Here is a 24,997-nt window from a genome sequence, read left to right as displayed (position 1 = left end):
TATATGAAAAATGATTTGCGATTGATTTTCAAGTTAAAAATCGAAACGAGCTTTAATTGTGAGGCCAAACATGGAAAAGTCACCATGGCTTCTTGAGGGAAAAAAGAGAAATTGTCCTAAGTGAAACCAAAGTTGTTCATCAAAACCACCTTGGAGTGCAAGGTGGTACCGGTCATCTTTTAACCACCATTCTCCGTGCAGTCCAAGAAACAGTTCCATCACGGCTTTAATGGTATCCATATTACTTGTGAATTTGTTCACAACGAGAGCGGGATTCCCAAAGTGCTCGTACTGGTCCTTGCGCGTATTATCATAATCGAGCCAAACTCCTGAAACGGCAACTTTGGTTGCTAAGCTTAAACTACGGAAAAAATACCAATTTCCATTGCCTCCCAGTCGAATTCCCACGCCCCAAAGATCTTGATCATGCTTTGAACGAGCAATGCCTGGAAGTGTCGTGTTGCCAAGTGTGATGCGATTGGCAGTGTATTTGTTGTTGACTTCTTGATCTTGCCAAGTGAACTTTAAACCACTAAATAAGCGGAAACTTAAAAACCGACTTAAGTAAAAGCTTCTACCTAATTCGAGATCTACAGAGTTGAAGTGCAAATCCCAATGATTTCTCGCTGCTGTGACTTGGTTGACATTTACAGTGGTGAGTCCTGGAAAAAGAAGTCCCACAGGAATCATATTTCCGACACTATTTTTGGCTCGATCGGTACTACTGCTACGCAAAAAGGTGTAGTTTGCATAAAGATCCCATCCATCTAGGGGGGGATAATAGCCAAGACCTACACGAAATCCTGGGCGCCAAGGAAAGTCAGGGCGGTGGACCTTTCCAGAGCTCACCGTTGTTCCTGGAACGACGGCAACACCCGAGTCGGCATAACATAGCCCATCCTGAATGGCTTTCCAGTAGAGAAACTCTAGGGTGGTATAGATATTTACCCCATTTTTAACATAGGGGCCTGTGGGAGGCGTGATCTCCTGCTGCGGTTCATCACTGACCACTAATCTGCTAAATGCTAATAAGATACAGATGAGACTTAAGATTTTTGCTCTCATCGCCTTCCCCACGATGTTCCCTTCTATACCTATATATATAGGGAAGCGCTCCTTTTAGAAAGGGAAAAGTCTTAATTGGGGGCTTTGTACTTAGAGGTGAATGAGATAAAAAAAACCCGCTGGGCAATCCCAACGGGTTTTTCCGATTGAGCTTTTCGGGCAAAGCCTTAGAAGTCAAAGCGGAATTTAAGATTCAAACCATGGAGGCTAAGATCGTTTTGTACATCGTTGTAAATACGAATGAAGCTTCCGTAGTTGAGCCAAACTTGTTCTTCCCATCCTGCTTGGATAGCAAAATGGTAGTTATCGTCGTAGAACCAGATTTCCCAACGAAGGCCAAGTTCAAGCTCTGCAACATAACGCACTCTGTAGTTGTCTAACTCAGTGTTAACGAAAGTTGTGTGGAGGTTTGGATCGTCTGTAGACAGAGTATCTTTACGATCGACATCGTAGTGTGTCCACATCGCTGTCCATGCAGCTCTTGCATAGATCGACCAGTTCTTGGCAAGATACCAACCAGTATCAAGACCGAAGCGAACTCCAAGCCCCCAAAGATCGTGATCTTGAGATGCTTTATATGTAGAGCCTACAGGGAATAAGAAAGGTACTCCAGGGTTTTGAGGATCAAGTAGCGCGAATCCGCCTTCAGGACGAATGCGAATGTCAAAATCTTGATATTGCCAAGTTCCTTTGAATCCTGCGTGTGGACGCAGTGTTAGGAATTGACTGACGTAAAAGTTACGCCCTAATTCGAGATCGATCACATTAAAGTGTAGATCCCAATCGCCACTTCTGCGTGTTTCACCGACTGCGATCAATGAAGGCGTTGCAGCTGGAATACCATTAGTAATTCCAGGACTGCTTGTCGAGCTTGAATCACTGCTTTGGAACCATGTGTATTGAGCGTAGAGATCCCAACCATCATGCGATAGGTTCAGACCTAAGCCAACTTTAAATCCTGGCTTCCATCCGAAGTCTGGATCCTTGACACTTCCTTGACTAGAAATTCCACCTGGAATTGGTACTAGCTGCCCAGAGTTGTTCCCTAGAACACCTGAAATGGCATAGTTTGTTCCATCTTGTGTTGCTTTCCACCAAATGAAATTTGCTGTGATAAACACATCTGCACCGTGCGCAACACGAGGTCCTGCGTTTGGTGTGATTTCACGGTAGGTTCCTCGTTGGTAAGTTCCTTGCCCAGATGTATCCTGAGAAGAACTATGAGAGGATGTTGAGTTTGTTTGAGAATTGCCGTATGGCTGGGCACTTGCTAATGAGAAGAAGCTCATGCACACGAGCCCTAAAGCGGGCCACAATTTTCTGAGGTTCATTTGCATTCTCTTTTTCTCCCTGTTAGAGATCTATTTTTCTTGTGAATGTTTCGCATGCATATACGGCATGCTTGTTAAGATCTATGAAACAGGATTTTTAAATTCTTTTTCAACAAAAAAAATCTGAAATTTAGAGACTTCGTGAATTTTTTTTCGCAAAGCTTGAGGGTTAACGAAAAAATGAGAAGAAAAAAAATCAAGTTTCTCCCAGCTACGATGCGTTTTTTTTCAGTGTAAGATTCAAACGACGAATAAAAATGCGTTTCAATTTTAACTGACAAACAAGTTCAAGTTGTTGCATTGAAACAAATGCTCCAGCGAAGTGTTCTGTCCGTTCCAACAGTTTCGTTTTTTGTGTCAGGTTCAAGATAAAAAAAGCCGCCTAGAAATTCTAGGCGACCTTTTCATAAAAGAGAAATCGACTCATCCGAAAAGGTTGGTGTGAGTGTTGAGGTCATAATGAGAAGTTCTACACCGCCTTCAACGCAACAGCCCTCTTTTTCCATTAGAATCAGATGTCAATCTTTAGCAGGGGCTGGCGGCCTGTCAGATCTTTGCAAGTTTTGCATTTGGTTTGTTTCATCATTTCCTCGCAAAAAACTCAGGGTCTTTTCTAATTTCTTTTGTTTTTATCAAGTTGACGCGTAAACTATTGATATTTAGTTGCTTATTAGAAGTCAAAACGACCCATAATCGTTAACCCATGCAGACTTAGGTCAAAATAGGGAGCTGGACTGATGGGATCGATATAGGTCATATGATTGAGCCAGATTTGCTCTTCCCAGCCTGCTTGAAGTTGCAAATGATAGCGATTGTCGGCAAACCAGTTTTCAAAACGGAGTCCGATTTGGAATTCACCCACATATTTAAGATCAAAGAAACTGCTGTGGACATCAATCGTTCTTTGTTTCTGGCCACTTGTGGTGTCATCTATTGTATCGTGGCGGCGCAATTTATAATGAGACCACATGGCTGTGGCTGCAATATCCCCAAAAAGGCTCCATTGATAGGTGAAGTGCCAAGCGGTGTTGAGTCCCGCGCGAATACCTACGCCATAGTAGCGGCTGTGATGATGCACGCGGTAAGGGCCGGTAGCAGAAGCTCCTGCAACTTGTATAAATGAAGAAAACAGTCTTGTACGCCAATCTTCTTGTTGCCATGTTCCTTTAAATCCAATATGGGGTCGTGTCATAAGATTGGGGCTGAGATAGAAGTTACGACCTAATCCGAGATCAACTGTGTTGAAAATAAGCTTTGCTCTGGAATTGGCTCGATTGAAAACTTCTTGGGTGAAGAAATTGTCAGGTAGGTTAAAGGTGGTGGTGAGACCGCTTAAGCGAGATTTAGAGTCATATCCATCGGTGTGAAACCAAGTGTATTCTGCATAAAGATCCCAATTGTCATGCCAAAACTTGTAACCGGCGCCTACTTTAAAACCTGGATCCCAATCATAGGAGACGCGACCAACTTTCCCATCACTTAAGGATTGGAATGGTTGAGCTGGTTGGGTAAGCACACCGCCACTTGCGTAGGTGAAACCTGATTGCTTGGCTTTCCACCACAGAAAGTCAACAGTGAAGAAGAGGTTCACACTTGAGGTCACTCGAGGACCTGCATAAGGTGTGATGTCGTGGGTCATGGGTTTTCCATGTGCAAAGGCTGATTGACAAAGTGTCAATGCTACGAAAAGAATGAGAGCAAGTTTTGATTTCATTGATTTTCTCCGCTGTTACCCCGTTACTTCGGAGAAAAAATGAAAAGGGAATTTTTTTAAATAAAAAAAACCGAGCCACGAGGTGTGGCTCGGTAAGATAAGACATTAGAAATCGAAGCGCACCATTGCTGTTCCACCTTGCGTTGTGAGGTCGAAGAACGGTGCCGGACTGATTCCATTGATAAAAGTCATGTGGTTGATCCAAACTTGCTCTTCCCATCCTGCTTGGATTTGGAAGTGGTAGCGATCATCTGAGAACCAGATTTCAAAGCGCAGCCCAATTTGAAATTCACCAATAAACTTCACATCGTAAAAATTAGAACGCGTGTTCATGTTGCGTTGCTTTTCACCTGTTGTATCGTCATCCACTGTGTCGTGACGGATGAGACGGTATCGGGACCACATTGCTGTCCATGCGACGTCACCGAAGATACTCCAGTTTGTTGTGAAGTGCCAAGCCATGTCGATTCCAGTTCTGAATCCCACTCCATAGTACTTGTTGTGGTGATGCATTCGGTAGGGACCTGTTAAGTCAATGGGATTTCCTTGTTGTACATTTAGCCGAAAATCATTTGAAAAGTAACGGGTTCTCCAATCTTGGTTTTGCCATGTTCCTTTGAATCCAACATGAGGTCGAAGCATGAGGAATTGGCTGACGTAAAAGTTACGTCCAAGCTCGAGATTAATCACGTTAAAGTGTAGATGTCCTCTTGATGTTGCTGAATTTCCATTAAGAACGTCTCCATCGAGGACATTCGGAGGAAGTGTAAATGAAGGAATGGTTGAGTTGGCTCGAGAAATAGAATCAGATCCATTTGTGTGGAGCCAAGTGTATTCTAAATAGATATCCCAACCGTCGTGCCAAAAGTTGAGGCCAGCTCCAGCTTTAAAGCCTGGATCCCAATCGTACCTTACTTGCGCATCTCGTCCAGTGCTAATGCTTTCAAAAGGGACTGCAGGAGGCATAGCTAAAATTCCAGTGGTTGCATAGGTCATTCCACTTTGCTTGGCTTTCCAGTAAATGAAGTCAGCTGTGAGAAAGATGTCAAATCCGTAGGCGACGCGAGGTCCTGCATTCGGTGTGATTTCTCGATACATCGGTTTACGAGGTTTCGAGGAACCGCTTGTAGTTGAATCGGTGGCTGCAAAAGCCAATTGGCTGATGCAAAGCAAACCAAAGATTCCAATTAGGGTCTTGAATTTTGCCTTCATGTCTTTCTCCATGCATTAAAAATTAGACAAACTATTTAGCATGAAAAAAGGTTTCTTTTTCAAGTGAAAACTCAGAAATCAAAGCGGGCTTTCAAGACAAAGCCTTGAAGTAGCATGTCTCCGTGTGCACTTTCTACAAAGTGAAGTTTGATGAATTGGTTGTGATTTATCCAAAGCTGTTCTTCCCAACCAGCTTGAATGAGAAAGTGATACCGTTCATCTGCAAACCACCACTCTCCACGTATACCGATTGCGAGTTCTAAGACTCCTTTCATGGTGTGGTAGTCTTTTTCTGTATTGTAAGTGATTAGGTCTGTTCCCAATTGTGGTGTAGGATTTGGATTGGGGCTTGCAAAGTCTGTGCGGGTATCGCGACGAAGAATTTCATACTGTGCCCATAGCGCTGTTAGTGCAAGGTTTCCATAAACACTAAAGGCTGTGTCAACATGCCAAGTTAGGTCTAAACCTGAACGGAGACCAATACCCCAGAAATCGATATCGTTTCTCATACGTAAATAGGATTCTGGAATTTGATCGATCAGTAGGGTGCGGTAGCGAACATGATAGTTGATGTCTTGCCAAGTGAATTTAAAACCTGAAAAAGGGCGAACAGATAAGTATTGGCTGACAAAGTAGTTTCTTCCAAGCTCAAGGTCGAAGACATTAAATTTGAGGTCCCAGCTTCCACGGGCATAGTTGATCACTCCTGGGATGCGGTTGGCTGGGATAAACGAAATCAGATCTGAAACGTCCCAGTTAGGGTCTAAGGTTCCACCTGTAACATTGCGAAAGGCATTATTACGAATATAGGTGTATTCGATGACGACATCCCAACCATCATGAGGGAGGTTGTGTCCGATTCCTACTTTAAAACCCGGTTTCCAATTCCAGTTAGGAAAATGGGCATAACCTTTGCTGACAGCGTTACGATTATTTCCTAATCCAGATGTAGCAAATGCCAGTCCGTCCATGCGTGCGGACCAATAGAGAAAATCGGCTGTGAAAAAGACATTGATCCCTCCTTTGACACTCGGTCCGGCATCGGGTGTAATGACTTTTGAAGACTCTTCAGCAATTTTTCCTGTGGATTCGCGATCATTCGATCCATAGTGAAAAGCATTTAAGGAAAGGGGAAGGATGAGTAAAAGCGTTTGCCACAGTCGTTTCATGAAGTTCTCCAGTATTTCTATTGATTGAAAGAATTATTTGCCGATTTGGTGATTTTGTCAACTAGACACTAGTTTTGGGTACGAGATAATGGAAGTTCTGGATGAGTTTGTCCATCGTATCGAGCCATGAGAAAGATTGTGAGGAGAATTGTTTGAGAATAAAAAACCATCCAGCCCAAAGGAGCATCAGACCGAGTAGAGACTTAATCGACATCCCTAAAAAGGCAATTTGGACTTGGGGAGCTAAGCGGTTGGCAATTCCCAAAAACATTTCTGCCATGAGAATTGCAACAAGGCAAGGGGAGGCAAGTTGGATTGCAATGGCAACGAGCTTATTCACCAGATCTGTAGCGACCTGCCAAAAAGGAATTTTCATCGAAAAAAATGCAGGATTGATGAAGCTATCGGCAGGAATGATTTCATAAGATGTGGCAATGCCTTCAAAAAAGAGAAAGGGGCCTTGGACATTGAAAAATACAGTGATCATAATGAAGTTGTACAAAATTCCAATGGGGGACGATTGGCTTTGCATGGAGGGGTCTTGTGATTGCATGATCGACGCACCTCTTAAGTAGTCGATGATGATACCACTTGATTGGACCATAAAAAATGGCACAGAAATCAAAAAACCGAGGAAAAACCCCACCAAAAGTTCTTTCGTGCAGTAAAGAAGAAAGCCCATGGAAAATCCGTAAGGCGGCTCGGCGTGTTGCGCGATGATGGGCAGAAAAAGAATGCTCATGAAAATTGCGAGACCTGTTCGTGCCATGACAGGGGCTGTTTTTGCTCCCAAAAAGGGCGCTAACATCACGATTGGGGCCATGCGCATGAATGCGAGCATAAAAAGCGACATGACATCCAACCATGAGATATGGGGGAGGTTGAAAATGTAGTCAAAAAGCGCCACGGATCTATGTGTTCCATTTCGAGAAGTTTTGGAAGATGTTGCCCGCAAATTGCATGATTTGCCCGCTTAGAAATCCTCCCATTAAGATCAACGTCATGATAACAGCGACAAGCTTCACAGTAAAAGAAAGGGTTTGCTCTTGAATCTGCGTCGCTGCTTGAAAGATGGCAACAAAAAGACCAAGGGTCATACTAATAATGATTGGGGGGCCTGATAAAATAAGGATCAGAAGTAAGGCTTGATAAGAAAGCTGATAAATTTCTGATTGGTACATATCTTTATTATTTATAGGTTAGTACAAGTCCTTGAATAATCATTGTCCACCCGTCTGTCATGACAATGAGCAGAAGTTTAAGTGGAAGAGCGATTGTTAAAGGTGAAAGCATCATCATTCCCATAGCAAGTAGAATGTTCGAGGTCACAAGATCGATCACAAAGAAAGGAAGATAAATGAGTACCCCAATTTCAAAGGCGCCTTTAATTTGCGAGGTGATGTAAGCGGGAATCAAAACGATGAAATCGTTCGGGGTGAGCTCTGATCGGTAATCCTGTGGAAGGCTACGATAAGCGAGTTGGTAGAAGTTTTTCTGATGCGCAGTGGACATGTTACGGATGAGAAAATCGCGCAGTGGGTCTTTGGATTTTTCAATGACGTTAACGAGGTAGGAGGCAGTATCAGCAGAAAAGAGAGTAGCCGGAGCATCGTTCTGGATGTAATTTTTTCCGGCGTTGTACATGGCCACACCTGTTGGGAACATCACATAGATGGTCATGAGGAGGGCGACGCCATTTAAGACTTGGTTGGGTGGTGCCTGTTGCACCCCTAAGGCGTTACGAACAAGAGAGAGAACAATGACAATTTTTGTGTAGGAAGTGAGAAGCAAGATGGCAAAGGGAAGGAGAGCGAGTAGGGTGATGACGGCGAGCATTGTGACGACATTTGGAGCACCAAATCGGTTCATGCCGCCAACGTTTTCTAGCTGCTCTTGCTGCGCTTGTTCTGGGGTTTCATCTTGAGGATTAATGGTTGCTGTGGCTTCTCCGCCTTCTTGAGCATAGGAGAGGGAGGGACTCATCGCAAAAAAGGAAAAGAAAAGAAGGAAGAGAAAGAGTGGTGTCCTATAGAGTGTTTTCGCTAGTGTCATGCCTTAATGTTTCATAAATGCTTCAAAGGCGGACTCGAGTGCACGCCATTGATTTTCTAAACTTGCATTGATGATACCAGCTTCGGTCTCTATAATACAACCCCCTGGTGAGACATCTTCCCTTTCTTCGATGACAAAAGTTTGTACGAGTTCTAGAGATTTCTTCAGTTCTTGTTTCTTTTCTTCAAGGATTTCGCGGTCTTTTTTGTTCATGTAGATTTTGATGTGGTGGTTTTGAGTGACAGGCTTAAGTGTCTGACGAACAATATCAACGATGGTTTCAGGTGTGGTTTCGAGCTCTCTTCCGACAATTTTTTTGGCAGCTTTCAAAGCAAGAGGAAGAATCATTTTCTGGAGGTCATGCTCCAACACTTTCATCTTTTGTTCGTAGAGCAAAATTTGTTTATTAAATTCTGTCAGCCCTTTGTTAAAGCCAGCTTCTTCTGCTTTTTTGAGAACTTTTTCACACTCTTCTTTGTTTTGTTTGAGGTAAGTTTTGACGTCTTCTTTCGCTTTGGCTAAAACTTCTTGTGCATCCAGAAGGACACTATACTCCTCCTCGGGAAGAACTTTGTCTTCTTCTGCACGATGGACTTCACCTGAAAAGATTAGGGAAAAATATTTACTCATAATGCTGCCGGATTAAGGGGATAAGTTCTACAATTTGGTTTGTTAAAGCTTCTTGCGCTTGATCATTGTTAATATCAGTAAAAAACTTACGCAAAATTTTTGTTCTTCCTGTGTCGAGACGGTGGGTGATGTGCCACATTAGGGAAGGGTGGCATCCAAAAAGGGCTTTGCTCAAACGGTTAAATCCTCGATGATGCAAGATCTTTTTCAGTTGTTCTTCATTTCCATCCCAACCATCTAAATTCAGTCTTGCAAATGAAACAGGTTCTTTTCCTTTCAGAAGGTTTTTTAAATAGTCACGTTGCGTTTTTGACAAGGCTTTTTGAATTTTTTTGATCTGATCAGTTTTGACAACTTTTTTTAGTTCTAAAGAAAGGTCGTGTAGTCCTAGAAAATCGACGAGGTGTTGAATGCTGCTTTTACTGAGGTCTAAGATAGGGTTCAGCGGATGGCTTGGAAGAAATTCAAGGGGAATGAACTCTTTTTGCTCTGAAACAAGCCATTCGTAAATTGATCTGAGTAAAAATCGCTCAGTGTGAGGCGAAAGGGTTTCTAAATGATCCTCAATTTTGAAATGGTTTTTGAGCTTTTCTGCTTGAGTTGGTTCAAGAGCCGATAAGATTTTAATTTTATCTTTTTCAGCAAAGGGTTCTAGAAAGGTGATGAGCCAAGAGTAGTGAATGGCTCGAACCCGATCTTGCATGGAAATGGTGTAGGAAAAGGGGTCGCGTGAAGGAAGAGGAACATCTAAGAGTTTTTCCCTTTCTTCATCAGAAATATAACGTAATAGGGCCATTTTTTTATCGGGACCGCCTTTTTCAAGCAAATCCCGAAAAGCGATCCATGAAGCTGTGTTCATTTTGATTTATCAACCTTCCGGTGGGGGTTCACTCGGTGGAGTAGGGGGTTCTTCTGGAGCTTTTTTTCCTCCAATCCACGGAATTGGGCTTAAAAGAGTTTTAAATGCCCCTTTCTTCTTCAGAGTTGGATAAAACTTCCAAACGAGCCAACCAAAAGCAATGGCTAGAACTACGGCAAGGGCTGTGATGAAGAAGAAGAGGAAGCGGAATCGAGCTGCAGATTCTTTGCTCATCACAATATTCCAAATGCTGACATATTCCCCAGGCTTGCCAGAGAGAGATTCAGGTGTTGCGCCTAAGGTAATATCTGTAAAACGGGATCTATCAGAAACAACTGTGACGTCATTGATATCGAGTCCTGTGACACTCCCGGAAATGAGTCGCTTGATCTTGTTTTCAAGGTGAATGTTTGGATCGTCGATGACGCCTTGGTGCTTGACGTACACTGCAGCTGTGATCCGTTTTTTTTGCTCCTGCCCTGGTGTGCCTAGAGCAGATTCTTCTGGTGGGAAGGAAAGTTGAACGCTGGCATCAATGACCCCGTCGATCATCAAAATCGTGTTTGTCAATTGTTGGGCTAGACCAGCTTGATAGCGGATGGTTTCCTCTTTATCTGATGTCATCAGACCTTGTTTGGCAAAGAGGTCGAGAAGGTTTGTTCCTTGTTGTCTGGGAAATCCATTTTGGTTGAGATAAGCGATGGCCTCAATCGTGTCTTTTTCAGGGACCATGATCGTGTATTTTGGGGCGCCACCACCACCAATTTGAGTGGTTTCACTTTTCATTTTTTGGGCTGGAATTCCCTTACTTTCGAGCAGGACAAGGATCACATTTGCTTCTTTTTCGTCGATATTACTGACAATTGCATGGTTGCTTTCGCACCCTGTAAGAATAAGTAATGTGCTTGCTAAGCTTCCCAGAACTATTAAAGAACGTATCCAACTTTTTATCTTATTTTTCATCATCCGTACTCATGAATGTTATCCATTTTTGCTCTTTATATCATGTTAGGGACTTTGTACCAAATTGTTTTACTTGAGCTGGCGATTAGGACGGGTGAAGATCCATGTAGGGCCATTACCAAAACGGCCGAGAAAATAGTCTTTCATTCCCGTTAATGCTGCTTTGTAATTGCGGAGGCGCTCTTTCTTTTCTGTGAGATCAACTTGAGGCCTCGCAATTTTGAGAAGGGCGAGCTGCAATGCTTTTATGGGGTAGAGTTTAAGGATGTGCCCCATTTCAGGGATTAGAATGCGCACGTAGAGGTTGCGCTTTTCTTTTTTGGAGCAGTTACGCTTGATCCAAAAAAGACGGTTTCTCCACCAAAAATAAGTGGTGTGGGCTTTGCCGCCTGTAAAAGATGCGGAAACTTTGTGGTAGAGCTTGGCGCTTGGGCAAAAGTAAGGTTGGTAGCCAGCCCGTTTGGCACGTGCGCACCAGTCGTTTTCTTCCCAAAACAGAAAAAAGCGAGGTTCAAAAAGACCGATTTTTTTGAACACTTCGGCTTTGGCAAAGAGGGCAACACCACAAACATAGTCTAGGGGAATTCTCTCGTTCCATCGATTTGCTTCTTCCCGACAACCAATTAAGGAAAAGGCCCCTTTTTTTGGTTCCCACATCCCCCCCAAATGATCGAGGGTTGTAGGGTCACTTGCGAGGAGAGGTTTGGCTCCTTGAATAGCGTCATCACGTGCTAAGAAGGCATCTAGAAAATCGGGCTCAACGGTCGTGTCGTTATTGAGAATCAGCAAGTGGGTGGCTCCACGCTTGAGAGCTTCACAGATTCCGACATTATTTCCTTCGGCATACCCGAGGTTTTCCCCTGTTTCAATGAGAGAAATTAAGGGGAAGGCAGCAGCGATTGCTTGGACAGAATCATCCGAGGAACCATTATCAACGACGATGATTTGATGGGGAGTCTGCACATGGCTCAGACTTTCGAGACAGTCGAGGGTATCTTGCTTGCCATTCCAATTCAGAATGATGATGTAGGGCTCATCAGTTTTCATGATGAGCCTATTGTAATGGATTTCCTGGTTTTAAGACCAGTTGGTGTCGTTTCTCAAAATAGTTGTGGTATTGGAGGTGTCGAGAACCTGGATTTCATGAATCTGAAGGGCTTTCATGAACCCAAGAGCTAAAATGGCGTTTGAAAGATCAGTACTTAGGAAGGGGTCGTTTTGGATCTCCTCAGGAGACTTTTGCAGGATTTCTTTGATGAAGTTGCGGATGTCTCTGCGTGTGATGACATCGGGGTTGGCGGCGTGAGGCGCTAAACTTCTTGTAAAGAGGTTACCAATCCCAACGACGGCACGTCCTGCTTCGCCGCGGATGACATTTTTAATGTCTTTTTCTGCTTGCCTAGCGATATCGCGTGCAATCTTATCGGCAACTTTCATCTGTTCATCGGTTAGCGAGGTGATTTTCCCATCCGCTTCGACTCCGAGAATTTCTTCTAAAATACGCTGATGAAAGGGAACAGATCCGAGGTCGCCCATATGAGCGGTTTCATCTTTGATTGAAAGTTGGAAGCTTCCTGTTCCAATTTCAAGAACGACGAGTTGTTCTTCAGGAACACCTAAATGAAGAGCTGCTTGCTGAAACGCAATTGCCGCTTCGTCTTTTTGCTCTAATACATGGACGCTGATTCCCGATCTGTTTGCGATTTCTGCAACAAAATCAGTGGCATTTCCTGCTTGGCGAAATGCTTCGGTTGCAAACGCATAACTTTGTTGGACACCGTATTGATAAAAAACGTCTTGGATTTCTTGAAAAGCTGCAATTCCTTGCTCACGAATTTCTGCACCGAAGGTATGATCTTCAGAGGCATTCAAAGCTCTTTGATAGGGGACGTTAATTTTCCCTTCTTTAATGACGGTGTAGTCTCCAGTCGCTCGATTGTAATCGGCGATGAGATACTTGGTTCCGCCTGAGCCAATATCGATGATTGCGCGGCGCTCCATTTCGGCAGAATTGAGCTGCACTTTTTCCTGCATACTCATCTCGATCTCGGGAACGAGGTTTAGAGAGAGAGCATCGATTGGCATAATAGAATTTTCTTGAAAGTAGGCCCCTTCGAATAAGCCTTCAGTTGAATCAATAGCATCAATTGACATAAAAAAATTTCCACCCTTTTTATATTGGTACGTTTATTACCAAAAGTATTTTAACTGAAGTGGGAATTAATTATAAACGCGAATTAATTCTTTAATCTTCTCCCATGCTTCTAACTCCGCAATTTGTTCTAAACAAAAAGGAACTTGGCACTTTTTTCCGATACAAGGAAAGCAGGTAGGCTTTTTTTGAATGTATCTTGCGTGATCGATTTCATAAGGACCACAAAGATTGGCATCCGTTGGGGCAAAAAGGGAAAAGGTGGGGGTTTTAACGGCAAAAGCCAGGTGCATGGGTCCCGTGTCATTTGCTAAGAAAATTTTGAACTTTTGAATCAAGGCTGCTGTTAGCCTTACTGAAAACTTTCCTGCGACCGAGATGGCGCCGAGAATCTGATCTGCGACGTTCTGAGCAAGGGGGATTTCTTCCTGACTCCCCGTTACAAAAACTTGGGCTCCGTATTCTTGTTGAAGTCGTTTACCAAGGTTTGCAAAATGGGTTGGCGACCATTGTTTGTAGCGGTCTTTTGCACCTGGGTGGATTCCGACTGGGAAGGAGGCGGTTTTTAAAAAATCTTCAATGGTTCTTTGCTCATCAGGAGTGAGAAAGATTTCCATCTCATTTCCATTTGGGGGAGCTCCGATGGCTTCGGCGATTTTGAGGCGTCTTTCGATTTCGTGTTGATAGGAGGGTTTAAGTGGAGAGGTCAAGAGTTTATCGAGTCCCTTATTGATTCCTGCTGTTCCAATGATTTGACTTGGCTTGCAAAGAGTCACAAATGGGAGTACCGGCCGTTGAGAAAGGTGGAAAATGAGCGCGGTGTCAAAGGCTTTCTTTTTCAGTGGAGAGAGGAGCTTTTGACATGATGGAAGCGCGGGGTTTTTTAGGGTAAAGATCTCATCTAAGTAGGGATTGTTCTGATAGAGGGCTGAGCCAATCGGGCTTGTCAGAAGGGCCATGTAAGATTTTGGAAAACGTTTTTTGAGTGCGCGTACCGCTGGTGTTCCCCAAAGGCTATCGCCTAGTCCTGTCGTAGAAACAATGAGAATGCGTGGGCACTCAGGATCATTCACCTCATTTTTTGAAGCTGAGAAAAGTTTAGAAATTCCGATAAGGAGGGTGTTTTTCCAAGACATGCTGCTATTTTCTGACATTTTCCTTGGAAGATCAAGGAATTTTGAGGGCTGCATGGAGACGATTGGTGACACTTGGGTGGTCGGGTTCAGAGTAATTACAAGCCCACTCCTGGATTTTTTTAGCTTCATGTCGTAGGTCTCCAGTCAGGAAAGTGGCAGGTAAGGGGTAGATGCTGTCCATTTTCTTCCTAAATGCTTCGATGGCACCACGGTTGGAGCCCAAGGCCTTGATGGCTTCAAAATCCGCTTGATATTCTTGAGACTGGTAGACAGCATTTTCAATAAAAAACGCTGCTGATTCCACGCAGAGAATCGCTAATGGACAGTAGTAGAGAAGGATTAAATCAAGAGCGGCAAAAAAGTAGCTGAGTCCTAATCGAATGGTCAGGTGTGAGAGGTGAATGTGCTGGATTTCATGCATGATGAGAAATTCTTTTTCATGCACGGGACATGTTAACAGATACTCACTCAAAACAATTGCGTGATCAAAAGAGGTTATAAGCGACGAATCGGTAGGGCAGTAGCAGGGGGTAATCTTTTCTTTGAGCCCAGCCTTGAGCCTTAATTTTTCTGTCATAAGTGTGAGCTCTTTCCACTTCGAGTCATCTTCTGTAATGACTTGAAATTCGATCATGTTAGAAGCTAAATTCGCGAGGTAATGTGCGAGTGGGGGAAGCAGTCTGTTGACTATCACGGCCATCAGCTCGGGAATCCTGTGGGGGGCTTTTCCCAACATGTGATGCTGGAAAGCTTGTGTAAACTTTCTAGACGAATTGGCCGAGCGAAACTGCTCGGCTTGCTGATATTGTGCTTCGACTCGTGAAACCATAGAGGAAGCATAAGGGCTTTTCCTTTTTATCGCAAAGTGTGTCAAACTAAAATTATGGAAAAGAAATTAAGTTTTCATGTCGTTGGACTGGACTGCGTCGAAGAAATCAAAATCCTGAGAAAAGCCGTTGAGTCTCGTGAGGGGGTAAAGGATCTTGCTTTTGATGTCTTGAACGCGAAGATGACTGTGACGTTTGACCCTGGACATGTGACCGCGCAACATGTAATTGATTGGGTCAAAGGAGCGGGAATGCAAGCTTCAGTGTGGGAAGAAAGGCGTAAGGGCGAAAAGGCGAGTTTTTGGGCGAAACACGGACGCCTCATCATGGCCACCCTCAGCGGTTTGTTTTTGGTATTGGGTTTTTCTCTTCACATTTTCTTTCATCCAAATGTGCTAGATATTCTGGGAGAAGTCGATGATGCCGCGCACCGCCTACCGATTTTGGTGATTATTTTTTACCTGATTTCAATGGTCTTCGGAGCTTTTTATTTTGTTCCAAAAGCTTTCCTTGCGATTAAGCGGATGCAGCCAGACATGAACTTGCTCATGGAGATTGCTATGTGTGGTGCGATTGGAATAGGACAATGGTTTGAAGGAGCAACTGTAGCCTTTCTCTTTTCTGTTGCACTTCTTTTGGAACATTGGAGTGTGGGACGAGCTAGACGCGCAGTTGAAGCTTTGATGGACCTTTCTCCAACTCAAGCCAGAATCATCACAGATACCGGTTTTAAGGAGGTGCGAGTTGAAGAAGTTAAAGTTGGCACGCGCATCTTGATCCGCCCTGGAGAAAAAGTTCCATTAGATGCCACGGTTGAAAAAGGAAGTACTTCAATCAATCAAGCGCCCATCACAGGCGAGTCGATTCCAGTTGTAAAAGAAGAAGGTGATGAAATTTTTGCGAGGACGATCAATGAAGAGGGAGCCATTGAGTGTGTCACGACAAAAAAGGCAGATGACACGACCCTGGCTCGGATCATCCATTTAGTTGAAGAAGCGCAATCCAGACGCGCGAGTTCTGAGCAGTGGGTCGAGAAATTTGCCCGCGTTTATACCCCGATCATGATTGTTTTAGCGATTGCCATCGCGCTCATTCCTCCGCTCTTTTTTGGCCTTTCATGGGAAACTTGGTTTTATCGTGCCCTTGTCATTTTGGTGATTGCTTGCCCTTGTGCTTTGGTGATTTCAACACCGGTCAGTATCGTCTCGGGATTGACCTCTTCGGCGCGCAATGGAGTGCTGATTAAGGGAGGCATGTATTTAGAGGCACCGTGCAAACTCGATGTGCTTGCAGTGGATAAGACTGGAACCTTGACGTATGGCCGTCCCGAAGTGCAAAAGATCATTCCTCTCAACAATCATACCGAAGAGGAGTTGCTAATGCGCGCAGCTGCGTTGGAGGCACCGAGTGAACACCCTCTTGCTCGAGCGATTCTCAAACTTGCTGAAGAGAGAAACATTCCCGTTGAGCGGGCGACCGACTTTCAAATCATCAAGGGAAAAGGAGCGCAGGGGACTTATAATGGGACCCGTTACTGGATTGGAAGCCACCGCTTCATGCACGAAATGAAGCAGGAAACAGAAGAAATCCATCAAATGGCTTTGGAACTAGAAGATGCCGGACATTCGATCATTGCGATTGGAAACGATAGACATGTGTGTGGGCTCATCAGTGTTGCAGATGAACCTCGTGCAGGGATCCAATCCATTGTGGAAGACATTCGAGATGCAGGGGTTAAGCATGTCGCGATGCTTACAGGAGATAACGCTCCTGCAGCAACTGCCATTGCTAAGTTGAGTGGAGTCGATTCGGTTCAATCGGAATTGCTGCCTGAAGATAAAGTTGCAGCAGTCGAAAAACTGAAGGTAGGAGGACACATCATTGCGATGATCGGAGACGGAGTCAATGATGCTCCGGCGATGGCGGCAGCAAACTTTGGAATTGCGATGGGGGCAATGGGAACAGATGCAGCGATTGAAACTGCAGATATTGCACTCATGTCCGACGATTTATCGAAGGTGCCATGGCTGATTCGTCATTCGCGGCGCGTTTTATATGTGATCCAGCAAAATATTACCTTTTCTCTCGCGGTGAAAATCATTTTCCTTTCGCTTGCAATCGTAGGGATGGCCACCCTCTGGATGGCCATTGCTGCCGATGCCGGTGCTTCGCTACTCGTGGTATTTAACGGCTTAAGGCTTCTCAAACGTTAAATAGTGACGACTCTAACTAGTGGCATTTATCGCAATAGGGCCAACCCGTCGAACGTCTAGACGGCTTTTGCTGCGTGGGCTCGGTCGTCGTGACAACAGGCTTATCATTAAAAAGCTCCGAAGGTTCATCGGAATAGAAACCAAAAAAATCCTCATCGAAAAAATCATCGAGGCAAAGAGTTTCATCGAGTTGGATGTCCTTGTAATACAGCCCTTGTCCATCTGAATAGAGGGCTGACGTGACCCCTGTCACATTTTCTGTCTGAACGTGAATCGTGGCTTGATCCAAAAGAACTTCTTCCGGATTGATGTAGGTCTTTTCACATGCCACAAAGCTAAGAGTTGAAGGGGCTAAAGCCCATGAAACGCTTGTCATGAGCAGACCCAAAATCGTAAAGATGAACCGTTTCATCTTTCTCCTCCAGTATCCATTTTTCATAAGTAAGCAAGCATTCCTAACCAATGCTTCCCCCTACTTTGCATCTTTTAAAAAAATTTTTTTTATTTCAATGATATCCCAACTCACCTAAGATAAGTTGTATGGTATACCGATTCTTTTTGGTCATTGTTTTATCGCTAACCCTTGTTGGTTGTGGTTCAAAAGGAAAGACTTACACAGTTGGAGTCGACCCGACTTGGTTCCCGTTAAATTTAGCGGGAAAAGAACCCAATGTTTTTGCTTTTTCTAATGAGCTTCTCTTGGAGATCTCTCGCCATGAGGGAATTAACTTTGATCGGCTTAATTTGAACTGGGATAATTTAACGATGGGCCTTGAAGAAGGTAAATGTGATGCCATTCTTTCATCGGTTTATCCTTATGTCTTTGAACTTAGGAAGTATGACTTTTCCGAACTCTACTTAAATACGGGTCCTGTCCTTTTGATCAAAGGGGATTCGATGCTCAATGTGAGCGGTGCAATGGAGGGAAAAGAAATCGCTGTGAGAAATCAAGAACAAGAAGCGCTCTTCATTCGTCTTTATCCTAAAGCGATTGTCCGCTATTACAACCAAATCCCCAATGCTTTAAATGCTCTTGTCGGTGATTATGTCGATGGTGTTGTTGTGGGATACATTCCGGCAACTGCCTTTGTCGAAGATCTCTACGAAGGAAAACTCAAAATTGCCACACCTCCACTCAATGAAGCAGGGCTCCGCCTCCTCACAGTCCATGAGGAGCACCCGGAACTCATCGAAGCCTTCAACCGTGGCCTTGGAAAGGTCCGCTCTAGTGGCAAGTACGAAATACTCCTCAAAAAATGGGATTTAGATTAGGAGGGCATCGGCAATTTTCCTTGCTGGTCTTGCTCCATCTTTTTCCACCTAGCAGCGTGCTCGATCTCAACAACCCACTGCGGGGTTGCCATCGATCTCCGCACTTTGCTAGCTAAAAAAATCTAGGAGCTTTCCCATCAAGGAAAATTATCGATGCCCTCCTCGTAATATGTTAAAGACAAAGGAGGCTAGGGATTATTCTATGGAAGTTAGTCATTAGATGTGGCGTGGTTGAAGTTGACAATTATCAATTTTATTTCTTAGACTTTGCCCGAAATTAATATTCTTTTTTGCGAGGGATCAAGTGGAACAAGGTACCACTCTATCAAGAGAACTGATTATTCTTGGAATACAGCTTTCTAAAGCAATCGTTTTAAGTGCAATCTTTGGTTTTTTCTTCCCCAGGGGATTACGGGAATTGATTCAAGCATGGAAAAAGAACCAACGTGTGAAAGTATGGCTTTACATGTCAGGTTGCGCCTTTTTAACCTATGCATATTTTTTTGGTTTCAAATGAGAAAGTTCTATTTCATTATCGTTGCCTGTTTGCTTTGTTATTTTAGTTCAGAGACATATGCGCGTCAGTACAACATCGACTATTTGATGCAACTGATTGAAGACGAAAATACTGAAGCGGTTTATGGTTTTTTTGAACGCCCAAACTATGTGTCTAAGGTAAAACATATTATCGAATTTGGAGAGCTCTTTCGTGTAAAACTTGAAGAGCATTTTGGTTATAAGCCTTCATGGCGAGAAGCTTATGATTGCTTTAAAGCCCATCTTCATCGCATGGACTTTCCAGAAGCGAAAAAAGAAGAATTTCGCATGCTTTTCAAAGCCATCACAAAATTTTGTGAAGATTCTGGAATTCATGTAGAGGCTCACTCTTTTAACTATAGAGGCTCTCCTGATCCTGAAATCGATTTGCCTCCAGAACTCGCCATTGCATTTATGGAAGGGCTCGGAGGTGCTTTGCTTTGCATTATTCCTAGCGGTGTTTCGCAAATTGTTGGAGGAGGTATGATAGCTGATGCCAGCAAACGAGCTTATGATTACTGTCAAAGCAGAAGCAAACCTCGTCAAATTGATCCAGAACCAGCCTTAAATTTTAGCGATCACGCTTATGAACCAAACAATGACATTGATCGATGGGATAATGATTATCCAGATCATGGGAACTGGTGGTAGATAGAGCTAATCTAATTGGGATCACTGGTCATTCGGAATGACGCGGCAGCGATCGTGCTCGCTGTACTCTTCTCGAACGCGGTGAAGTTCATCCGGATCTGGAGGACAGTGTTCGATGCCCCAGATTTTTTTTGCGTAGTTATCGATTGACACATCGGCTGAAAATGGAGCCATGCCTGCCATGTTGTGGATGGCATATTCGGCCCATTTTGAGGAGTTGGTGTAAAGCTCTTCGACTTTCTTTTGTGTTTCGTAGTACGACATGAGATCATTCAAGACAAAGAAGCGGTCAGCGATGATACCTGGAGGACCTTCTAACAGGCTTTGATGGACGCTGCTCAAGGCTTCGACTTCAGCATCGTTTTCTGTGAGTGATCCATCGATCAGTGCGTCAATCGCTCGTTTAATAGGTTGGTTAGATGCGTAGATATCAAGAGGGTTATAATTGTGCTTTTGTTTCATCTCGAGATTTTCATCAGAACTTGCCCCAAATAAGAAGGGCCACCACTCATCGGTAACACTTTCGCGCATTTCAACGTTTGCTCCATCATCTGTGCAGACGGTGAGAGCACCGTTAATCGAAAACTTCATGTTGCCTGTTCCGGAAGCTTCCATTCCTGCGGTTGAAATTTGTTCGGAAAGATCTGCTGCTGGAATGATCACTTCTGCTTTTGAAACATTGTAGTTTTCCACGTAAAAGATTTTCATCTGGTGGGCAATGGCAGGATCATGGTTGATTTTACGTGCCAGACAGTAAATGAATCGAATGATGTTTTTGGCCACTTTGTAGCCAGGCGCAGCCTTGCCACCAAAAATGGCAAACCGTTTGACGCGGTGTGTTTGCGGATTGTCTTTCACTTCATGGTAAAGCATCAAGAGATGCAAAGCCTTCATAAGTTGCCGTTTGTACTCATGAATCCGTTTGATCTGAACGTCATAGATGGCTTCCGGACCGAGAATATGGTGTTGCATAAACTCTTCGGTTGTTCCATGGCGCTCCTGCATGTCCTTCCGAATCATGTCGAGAAAACGGAGTTTGTTTTCTTTTTTGATACGTAAAAACTCTTGTTGCGATTCGGGATCTGAAGCAAAGTTAGCGATCTTGCGAAACTGTGAAAAGTCGGTGATCCATCCGTTGCCAATCCTTTCTTCTACAAATTGTGCCAGCTTGGGATTACAGTAAAGAAGCCAACGTCGTTGAGTGACACCATTTGTCACGTTAACAAACTTATCCGTGTCAAATTCGTAAAAGTTTTTAAAAAGTGAGCTTTTTAAAATTTCCGTGTGGAGTCTTGCAACGCCATTGACTTTATGGCTGCCATAGATGGCAAGGTTGGCCATACGCACTTGTCCCCCTTCGACAATCGACATTTGTCGCACACGGTCTTCGTCTTCTGGAAATTTTTTTCGGATTTCGCTACAAAATTGTTCATTGAGTTTTTCAATTAAGCGAAATTGCCGAGGAAGAAGTTCGCTCATCCGCTCTGCATTCCACTCTTCCAAAGCTTCTTTTAGAACCGTGTGATTGGTGTAGCCACAACAAGTGCGGGTGATGTCCCACGCATGGTTAAACGAAAGATCGTTATCTTTTGTCAAAATGCGCATGAGTTCGGGAATCACGAGGGCTGGATGCGTGTCATTGATCTGAATGCGCACTTTGTCTGGGAACTCTTTAAATGTGTCGTGTTTTTCGCGGTAATGACGAATGATGTCTTGAAGAGAAGCCGAGACAAGGAGAAACTCTTGCTTGAGTCGGATCCGTTTCCCTGCTTCATGGTTGTCGTTTGGATAGAGGACATCTGTCAGAGAGGTGTTTTCACTCGCTTGCCCAAGCTCTCCTGCGTTATATCTTTGCAACTGAAAGTTGCGAGGTGATTCTTTTGTTGACCAAAGGCGGAGGGTTAATACTGAAAAGTTAGGATCGTGGCTGTAGCCAATGATGGGCAAATCGTAGGGGAGAGCGCGCACTTCATCAGGGTCAAGAAGATCATAAACCGTTTCCCCGTGAGAGTTTTTTCGCTGAATGGGATTGCCTCCAAAACGGACATTGACGGCATGGGTGTCACGGCGGAATTCCCAGGGATTTTGATTCAGTAGCCAGCAGTCGGGCCGTTCAACTTGCACACCACATAAGAGCTCTTGCTCAAAGATTCCATAATGGTAACGCATGCCATAACCAAATGCAGGGTATTGTAGTGTCGCTAAGGAATCCATAAAACAAGAAGCTAAGCGGCCAAGCCCTCCATTTCCAATCCCGATATCGGGCTCCATACTGATTAAGGTCGAAAAATCTCTTCCTAAAATCTGTAAGACCCGTTTGATGAGATCAACAGCGCTGACATTCGTGATGTTATTTCCAAAAAGTCGCCCTGGCATGTATTCCATTGAAAGATAGTAGAGCATCCGCGACTTTTGCTTGATAAACGTGTGCATCGTCGCAGTCCAGTTGATCATGATTTCTTCACGAAGCGACGTACAAAATGCGCGATAGAATTCTTCAAGGTTTGCTTCATCAGCTGTACGCCCCATCGTTGTGATCAAGTAGTGACGCACCTTCTGAGCAAAAGTCTGAGCTTGAAATTCCATTGAGTCCATATTTTCATTTCTAGCACACGTCGAAATTATTCAAAAAGAATATATGGAATCGTTTTCAATTCATCAGAGAAGGAACTATAAGAAACGTTGGAATCTATAAAAAAACCCGAGGAAAACTCCTCGGGTTTTTTGTATTAAGGTTGGATACCGTACCAACCTCCAGTATCTCCACCAACCCAGAAGTCTTCTAGGTCAGGGAAGTACTGTTTGCAGATCTCTAAGATTTTTTCATCTCTAGTGATGTCATCACCTAGCTCATACCCATCAGGAAGAAAGATGCGTCCTTCGTAATGTCCAGAGATACGGACTTGACCCATCACGTGGATTCCTCCGCCAACAGAGTAAATGCTTCCTTCTTTTTGGCGAGAGTAAAGAGCGACATAGCCCCCTTGCTCACCCTTGTGGTGGTTAAAAGTTGGAAGAGTTTTCGCTTTAAAACCACGAGCTGGGTGGTTAATAACTGTGTTTCCTCTCACGTAAACTTGGAAGTTTTCAGGAAGAAGCTCGTTTTCTGCCACTTCTTTTAACAAGTCGTCTTGGCAAGGTCCGTAACATCCAACGTGACCTTCTTCGCTAGTTGCCATAATTTCCATTTCATTGCCTCCGTGTAGTGGTTAATAGGAGGTAATTATATGTTCTTTGGTATATAATTAAAACGAAATCTTCTTTTTAATTATATATCAAAAGTTAAATACAGCTATTTAGCTTAAATTTATATTAATCTTTTTCTTACATGTTCTTACTCGAATGTGAGCTGAGTCAAGCATGATAGGAAAGCTGTTTATTAAAATTTTTTTTATTGGTATTATGCATCGCGGTTGCATAAAATTTTGGAGGGTTTATGTCATCAAATTCTGTCGGAACAGTCGATATATCCAAATATTTAATTCCTGCAGATGTCACAGCTTATGAGGAATCTGGCTACACTTCTCAACAGCTTTCGAATGGACTGAACTTTTTGTACAAAGAAGAAGTCTGGAACCTTCGCACTGCTTGGCTTGAAAAAGAGGAAACTCTTCATATCCGAATGCACACGACATGCAAGATTCATGTCATAAGTTTGAAATTTGAGCAGACAGATGCTGTCTTAAATGCCATAAAGAAAGCCGGGGAAGACTTTCTTGAAATGACGCAATCTTGTTTGTTTGGCTTCGCATTTTCCCCTCGACAGGAGGGTGATTTTGCAGAACGGGAAGCGAGCGGCAAGATTCTAAAAACCACTGGTGGTTGCAGTCAGGGTATTCGATTTTCTCCCAGTCTAACGCGTGTCTCTAGAGAAAACCGCAAAAAAAAATCTGGGCTGGGTGGAAATAAATCTATAGATGAAATGCCTACTCTATTTTCTAAAATATTAAGCACGGGTACTCATTGTAATATGAAAGAAGCTCCGAGAGTGAGTCAAGAGGTGAGGTCTTGTGCAGAGAACTTCTTTAAAAGCTGCCCCGAGCTCATTCCTGAAGTCGAAGAAGGAGTCATGGAGTCCAACTTGGTTGATAAGAAAGTATAAATTCTTATCTTTTTACTTTTAATTAGCTTCTAATAGCACCAAGCAATTCTTTCTTCAGTTCGGATTTTTCAGAAAGTATGTTGAATAGATCGACTCTTCTAAGCGTTTCGTCAAACCGGGTGATCCTCACTGAGCGGTCTATGCTAGCCGTAGTGTCAATTCTTGTCGTCCGGAATGTATGAACATCTCCTTCGCCTAAGATTAAGGTTTCTTCAATTTCTTCGCTGACGATATCTTCCTTTTTAAAAATATGTGCGTCAGAGATCTCACCACTGCGAACTTTTTTGAAGTTTAAATCTGCTGCGATGCCACATCCCATATTGCCATACTGAAGGCCTTGTAGATAGCGAATCTTTTCTTTTGAAACGGGGGCGCCTCCAGCTTCAACTAAGCTTTCACTAATTGTTTGTCCGATAATTTGATAGTAACTCTCTTGAATAGATGGAATATCTAAAGAACGGGTCATGTTTGTCGAGTTGATAATGGTAAGCCTTGGGTTTGCTAGCCCTTCTGTTAGATCAATTTCAACAAGTTGCCAATGACCATCATTTGTGAGAAGGCGTGCTGAGATTTTTTCTGGTACAGGAGCTTGAGACAGAGCTTCGGATAAAATGCGTTGAATTTGGTCTTTTGCTATTTGATTTTTGGCTGGGTCATCATATTGTCTAATCACACCCATGGAGTATTCAGCTTCTTGTGGTAGGACCTCACTTTGAGAGAGTGCTTCTAGCAGATACATGTTTGCAGGTTTTAAAGTACCGTCCATTGTAAGCACACCATGATCTTTGATTGTTGGAGGAAAGGATCCATCTCGTAATACTGTGAGACGTTCCTTTCTACCAGGACCAGAAACATAGATCGTTGATAGTTTTTCATCTTCTTTTGTTTGAATTGTCATCGAGCGAGTATCAAAGAAACGGGCCCTATCTATAGGGTCTGGACTTCTTTTCAAGGATTCATCGAGTGCTCGTTCTACGACTAGTGTTGCTCCTTTGTGTCTAGGGTGTTCTCGATACTGAAAGGTTGATTTTGTTGAATGAATAGCAGAAATGCCAGGCATTTTTCCCCCTTCTAATTTGTTTGCCTGCATCTATTATAACATATTAAAATTA

The 24,997-nt window shown here is 43.5% G+C and carries 24 protein-coding genes; 5 read left to right on the top strand and 19 right to left on the bottom strand.

Annotation, left to right across the window (positions count from 1 at the left end):
* Positions 1-33: 33 nt before the first annotated feature.
* The 15 genes from ACOOFG_RS10710 to ACOOFG_RS10640 form a co-directional block, all read right to left on the bottom strand.
* Positions 34-1,065 (bottom strand): Lpg1974 family pore-forming outer membrane protein, encoded by a 1,032-nt coding sequence (locus ACOOFG_RS10710; protein ID WP_420421464.1) that lies wholly within the window; start codon positions 1,063-1,065, stop codon positions 34-36.
* A 167-nt stretch (positions 1,066-1,232) separates the two neighbouring features.
* On the bottom strand, positions 1,233-2,396 hold the full coding sequence (locus ACOOFG_RS10705) for an Lpg1974 family pore-forming outer membrane protein (RefSeq protein WP_420421463.1): 1,164 nt from the start codon (positions 2,394-2,396) through the stop codon (positions 1,233-1,235).
* A gap of 670 nt (positions 2,397-3,066) precedes the next feature.
* A complete protein-coding gene (locus tag ACOOFG_RS10700) occupies positions 3,067-4,110 on the bottom strand; it encodes an Lpg1974 family pore-forming outer membrane protein (protein ID WP_420421462.1) in 1,044 nt (347 codons plus the stop codon).
* Positions 4,111-4,215: 105 nt separating this feature from the next.
* Positions 4,216-5,322: an Lpg1974 family pore-forming outer membrane protein gene (locus tag ACOOFG_RS10695; protein ID WP_420421461.1), complete on the bottom strand. Its 1,107-nt coding sequence runs from the start codon at positions 5,320-5,322 to the stop codon at positions 4,216-4,218.
* A gap of 71 nt (positions 5,323-5,393) precedes the next feature.
* On the bottom strand, positions 5,394-6,491 hold the full coding sequence (locus ACOOFG_RS10690) for an Lpg1974 family pore-forming outer membrane protein (protein WP_420421460.1): 1,098 nt from the start codon (positions 6,489-6,491) through the stop codon (positions 5,394-5,396).
* A 61-nt stretch (positions 6,492-6,552) separates the two neighbouring features.
* The gene (locus ACOOFG_RS10685) at positions 6,553-7,344 is read right to left on the bottom strand and encodes an EscT/YscT/HrcT family type III secretion system export apparatus protein (RefSeq protein ID WP_420421459.1); all 792 of its coding nucleotides are present in this window, start codon (positions 7,342-7,344) and stop codon (positions 6,553-6,555) included.
* A 58-nt stretch (positions 7,345-7,402) separates the two neighbouring features.
* Positions 7,403-7,672 (bottom strand): type III secretion system export apparatus subunit SctS, encoded by a 270-nt coding sequence (sctS, locus tag ACOOFG_RS10680; protein ID WP_420421458.1) that lies wholly within the window; start codon positions 7,670-7,672, stop codon positions 7,403-7,405.
* Positions 7,673-7,679: 7 nt separating this feature from the next.
* Positions 7,680-8,543, bottom strand: a complete 864-nt coding sequence (gene sctR, locus ACOOFG_RS10675) for a type III secretion system export apparatus subunit SctR (RefSeq protein WP_420421457.1) — start codon at positions 8,541-8,543, stop codon at positions 7,680-7,682.
* A gap of 3 nt (positions 8,544-8,546) precedes the next feature.
* Positions 8,547-9,173 (bottom strand): HrpE/YscL family type III secretion apparatus protein, encoded by a 627-nt coding sequence (locus ACOOFG_RS10670; protein ID WP_420421456.1) that lies wholly within the window; start codon positions 9,171-9,173, stop codon positions 8,547-8,549.
* A complete protein-coding gene (locus ACOOFG_RS10665) occupies positions 9,166-10,032 on the bottom strand; it encodes a hypothetical protein (protein ID WP_420421455.1) in 867 nt (288 codons plus the stop codon). The genes ACOOFG_RS10670 and ACOOFG_RS10665 overlap by 8 nt, the downstream gene beginning before the upstream one ends.
* A 9-nt stretch (positions 10,033-10,041) precedes the next feature.
* Positions 10,042-10,995, bottom strand: a complete 954-nt coding sequence (sctJ, locus tag ACOOFG_RS10660) for a type III secretion system inner membrane ring lipoprotein SctJ (protein WP_420421454.1) — start codon at positions 10,993-10,995, stop codon at positions 10,042-10,044.
* Positions 10,996-11,064: 69 nt separating this feature from the next.
* Entirely contained in the window at positions 11,065-12,042 is a 978-nt protein-coding gene (locus ACOOFG_RS10655) for a glycosyltransferase family 2 protein (RefSeq protein WP_420421453.1), read from the bottom strand.
* 30 nt (positions 12,043-12,072) lie between these two features.
* Entirely contained in the window at positions 12,073-13,149 is a 1,077-nt protein-coding gene (locus ACOOFG_RS10650; RefSeq protein WP_420421452.1) for a Ppx/GppA phosphatase family protein, read from the bottom strand.
* Positions 13,150-13,215: 66 nt separating this feature from the next.
* On the bottom strand, positions 13,216-14,283 hold the full coding sequence (locus ACOOFG_RS10645) for a glycosyltransferase family 9 protein (protein ID WP_420421451.1): 1,068 nt from the start codon (positions 14,281-14,283) through the stop codon (positions 13,216-13,218).
* A gap of 31 nt (positions 14,284-14,314) precedes the next feature.
* Complete coding sequence (locus ACOOFG_RS10640; protein ID WP_420421450.1) at positions 14,315-15,112, bottom strand: M48 family metalloprotease; 798 nt, start codon at positions 15,110-15,112, stop codon at positions 14,315-14,317.
* A gap of 54 nt (positions 15,113-15,166) precedes the next feature.
* Here ACOOFG_RS10640 and ACOOFG_RS10635 point away from each other — a divergent pair, with 54 nt between their 5' ends.
* Positions 15,167-17,323 carry a heavy metal translocating P-type ATPase gene (locus ACOOFG_RS10635; protein WP_420421449.1) on the top strand — a complete coding sequence of 719 codons (2,157 nt, stop codon included), beginning with the start codon at positions 15,167-15,169 and terminating at the stop codon, positions 17,321-17,323.
* Positions 17,324-17,339: 16 nt separating this feature from the next.
* Here the strand turns inward: ACOOFG_RS10635 and ACOOFG_RS10630 are convergent, their stop codons facing one another.
* Positions 17,340-17,735 (bottom strand): hypothetical protein, encoded by a 396-nt coding sequence (locus ACOOFG_RS10630; RefSeq protein WP_420421448.1) that lies wholly within the window; start codon positions 17,733-17,735, stop codon positions 17,340-17,342.
* Positions 17,736-17,863: 128 nt separating this feature from the next.
* Here ACOOFG_RS10630 and ACOOFG_RS10625 point away from each other — a divergent pair, with 128 nt between their 5' ends.
* The 3 genes from ACOOFG_RS10625 to ACOOFG_RS10615 all read left to right on the top strand — a co-directional run bounded on the left by ACOOFG_RS10625 (position 17,864) and on the right by ACOOFG_RS10615 (position 19,783).
* Entirely contained in the window at positions 17,864-18,595 is a 732-nt protein-coding gene (locus ACOOFG_RS10625) for a substrate-binding periplasmic protein (RefSeq protein ID WP_420421447.1), read from the top strand.
* 304 nt (positions 18,596-18,899) lie between these two features.
* Positions 18,900-19,112, top strand: coding sequence for a hypothetical protein (locus ACOOFG_RS10620; protein ID WP_420421446.1), 213 nt, complete (start codon positions 18,900-18,902; stop codon positions 19,110-19,112).
* Positions 19,109-19,783, top strand: a complete 675-nt coding sequence (locus ACOOFG_RS10615; RefSeq protein ID WP_420421445.1) for a hypothetical protein — start codon at positions 19,109-19,111, stop codon at positions 19,781-19,783. The genes ACOOFG_RS10620 and ACOOFG_RS10615 overlap by 4 nt, the downstream gene beginning before the upstream one ends.
* Before the next feature lie 21 nt (positions 19,784-19,804).
* Here the strand turns inward: ACOOFG_RS10615 and ACOOFG_RS10610 are convergent, their stop codons facing one another.
* Positions 19,805-22,378: a glycogen/starch/alpha-glucan phosphorylase gene (locus tag ACOOFG_RS10610; RefSeq protein ID WP_420421444.1), complete on the bottom strand. Its 2,574-nt coding sequence runs from the start codon at positions 22,376-22,378 to the stop codon at positions 19,805-19,807.
* A 134-nt stretch (positions 22,379-22,512) separates the two neighbouring features.
* On the bottom strand, positions 22,513-22,962 hold the full coding sequence (locus ACOOFG_RS10605) for a hypothetical protein (protein WP_420421443.1): 450 nt from the start codon (positions 22,960-22,962) through the stop codon (positions 22,513-22,515).
* Positions 22,963-23,219: 257 nt separating this feature from the next.
* On the opposite strand from ACOOFG_RS10605, the gene ACOOFG_RS10600 reads away from it, so the two are divergent.
* Positions 23,220-23,885 carry a hypothetical protein gene (locus ACOOFG_RS10600; RefSeq protein WP_420421442.1) on the top strand — a complete coding sequence of 222 codons (666 nt, stop codon included), beginning with the start codon at positions 23,220-23,222 and terminating at the stop codon, positions 23,883-23,885.
* 22 nt (positions 23,886-23,907) lie between these two features.
* Here ACOOFG_RS10600 and ACOOFG_RS10595 read toward each other — a convergent pair whose 3' ends face one another.
* Positions 23,908-24,945 (bottom strand): hypothetical protein, encoded by a 1,038-nt coding sequence (locus ACOOFG_RS10595; RefSeq protein WP_420421441.1) that lies wholly within the window; start codon positions 24,943-24,945, stop codon positions 23,908-23,910.
* Positions 24,946-24,997 lie beyond the last annotated feature (52 nt).

The sequence above is a fragment of the Simkania sp. genome (genome assembly GCF_965215465.1).
Classification (GTDB): domain Bacteria; phylum Chlamydiota; class Chlamydiia; order Chlamydiales; family Simkaniaceae; genus Simkania.
The sequence above is the reverse complement of the archived record's forward strand: the minus strand, read 5'-3'. Positions and strand labels throughout refer to the sequence as shown.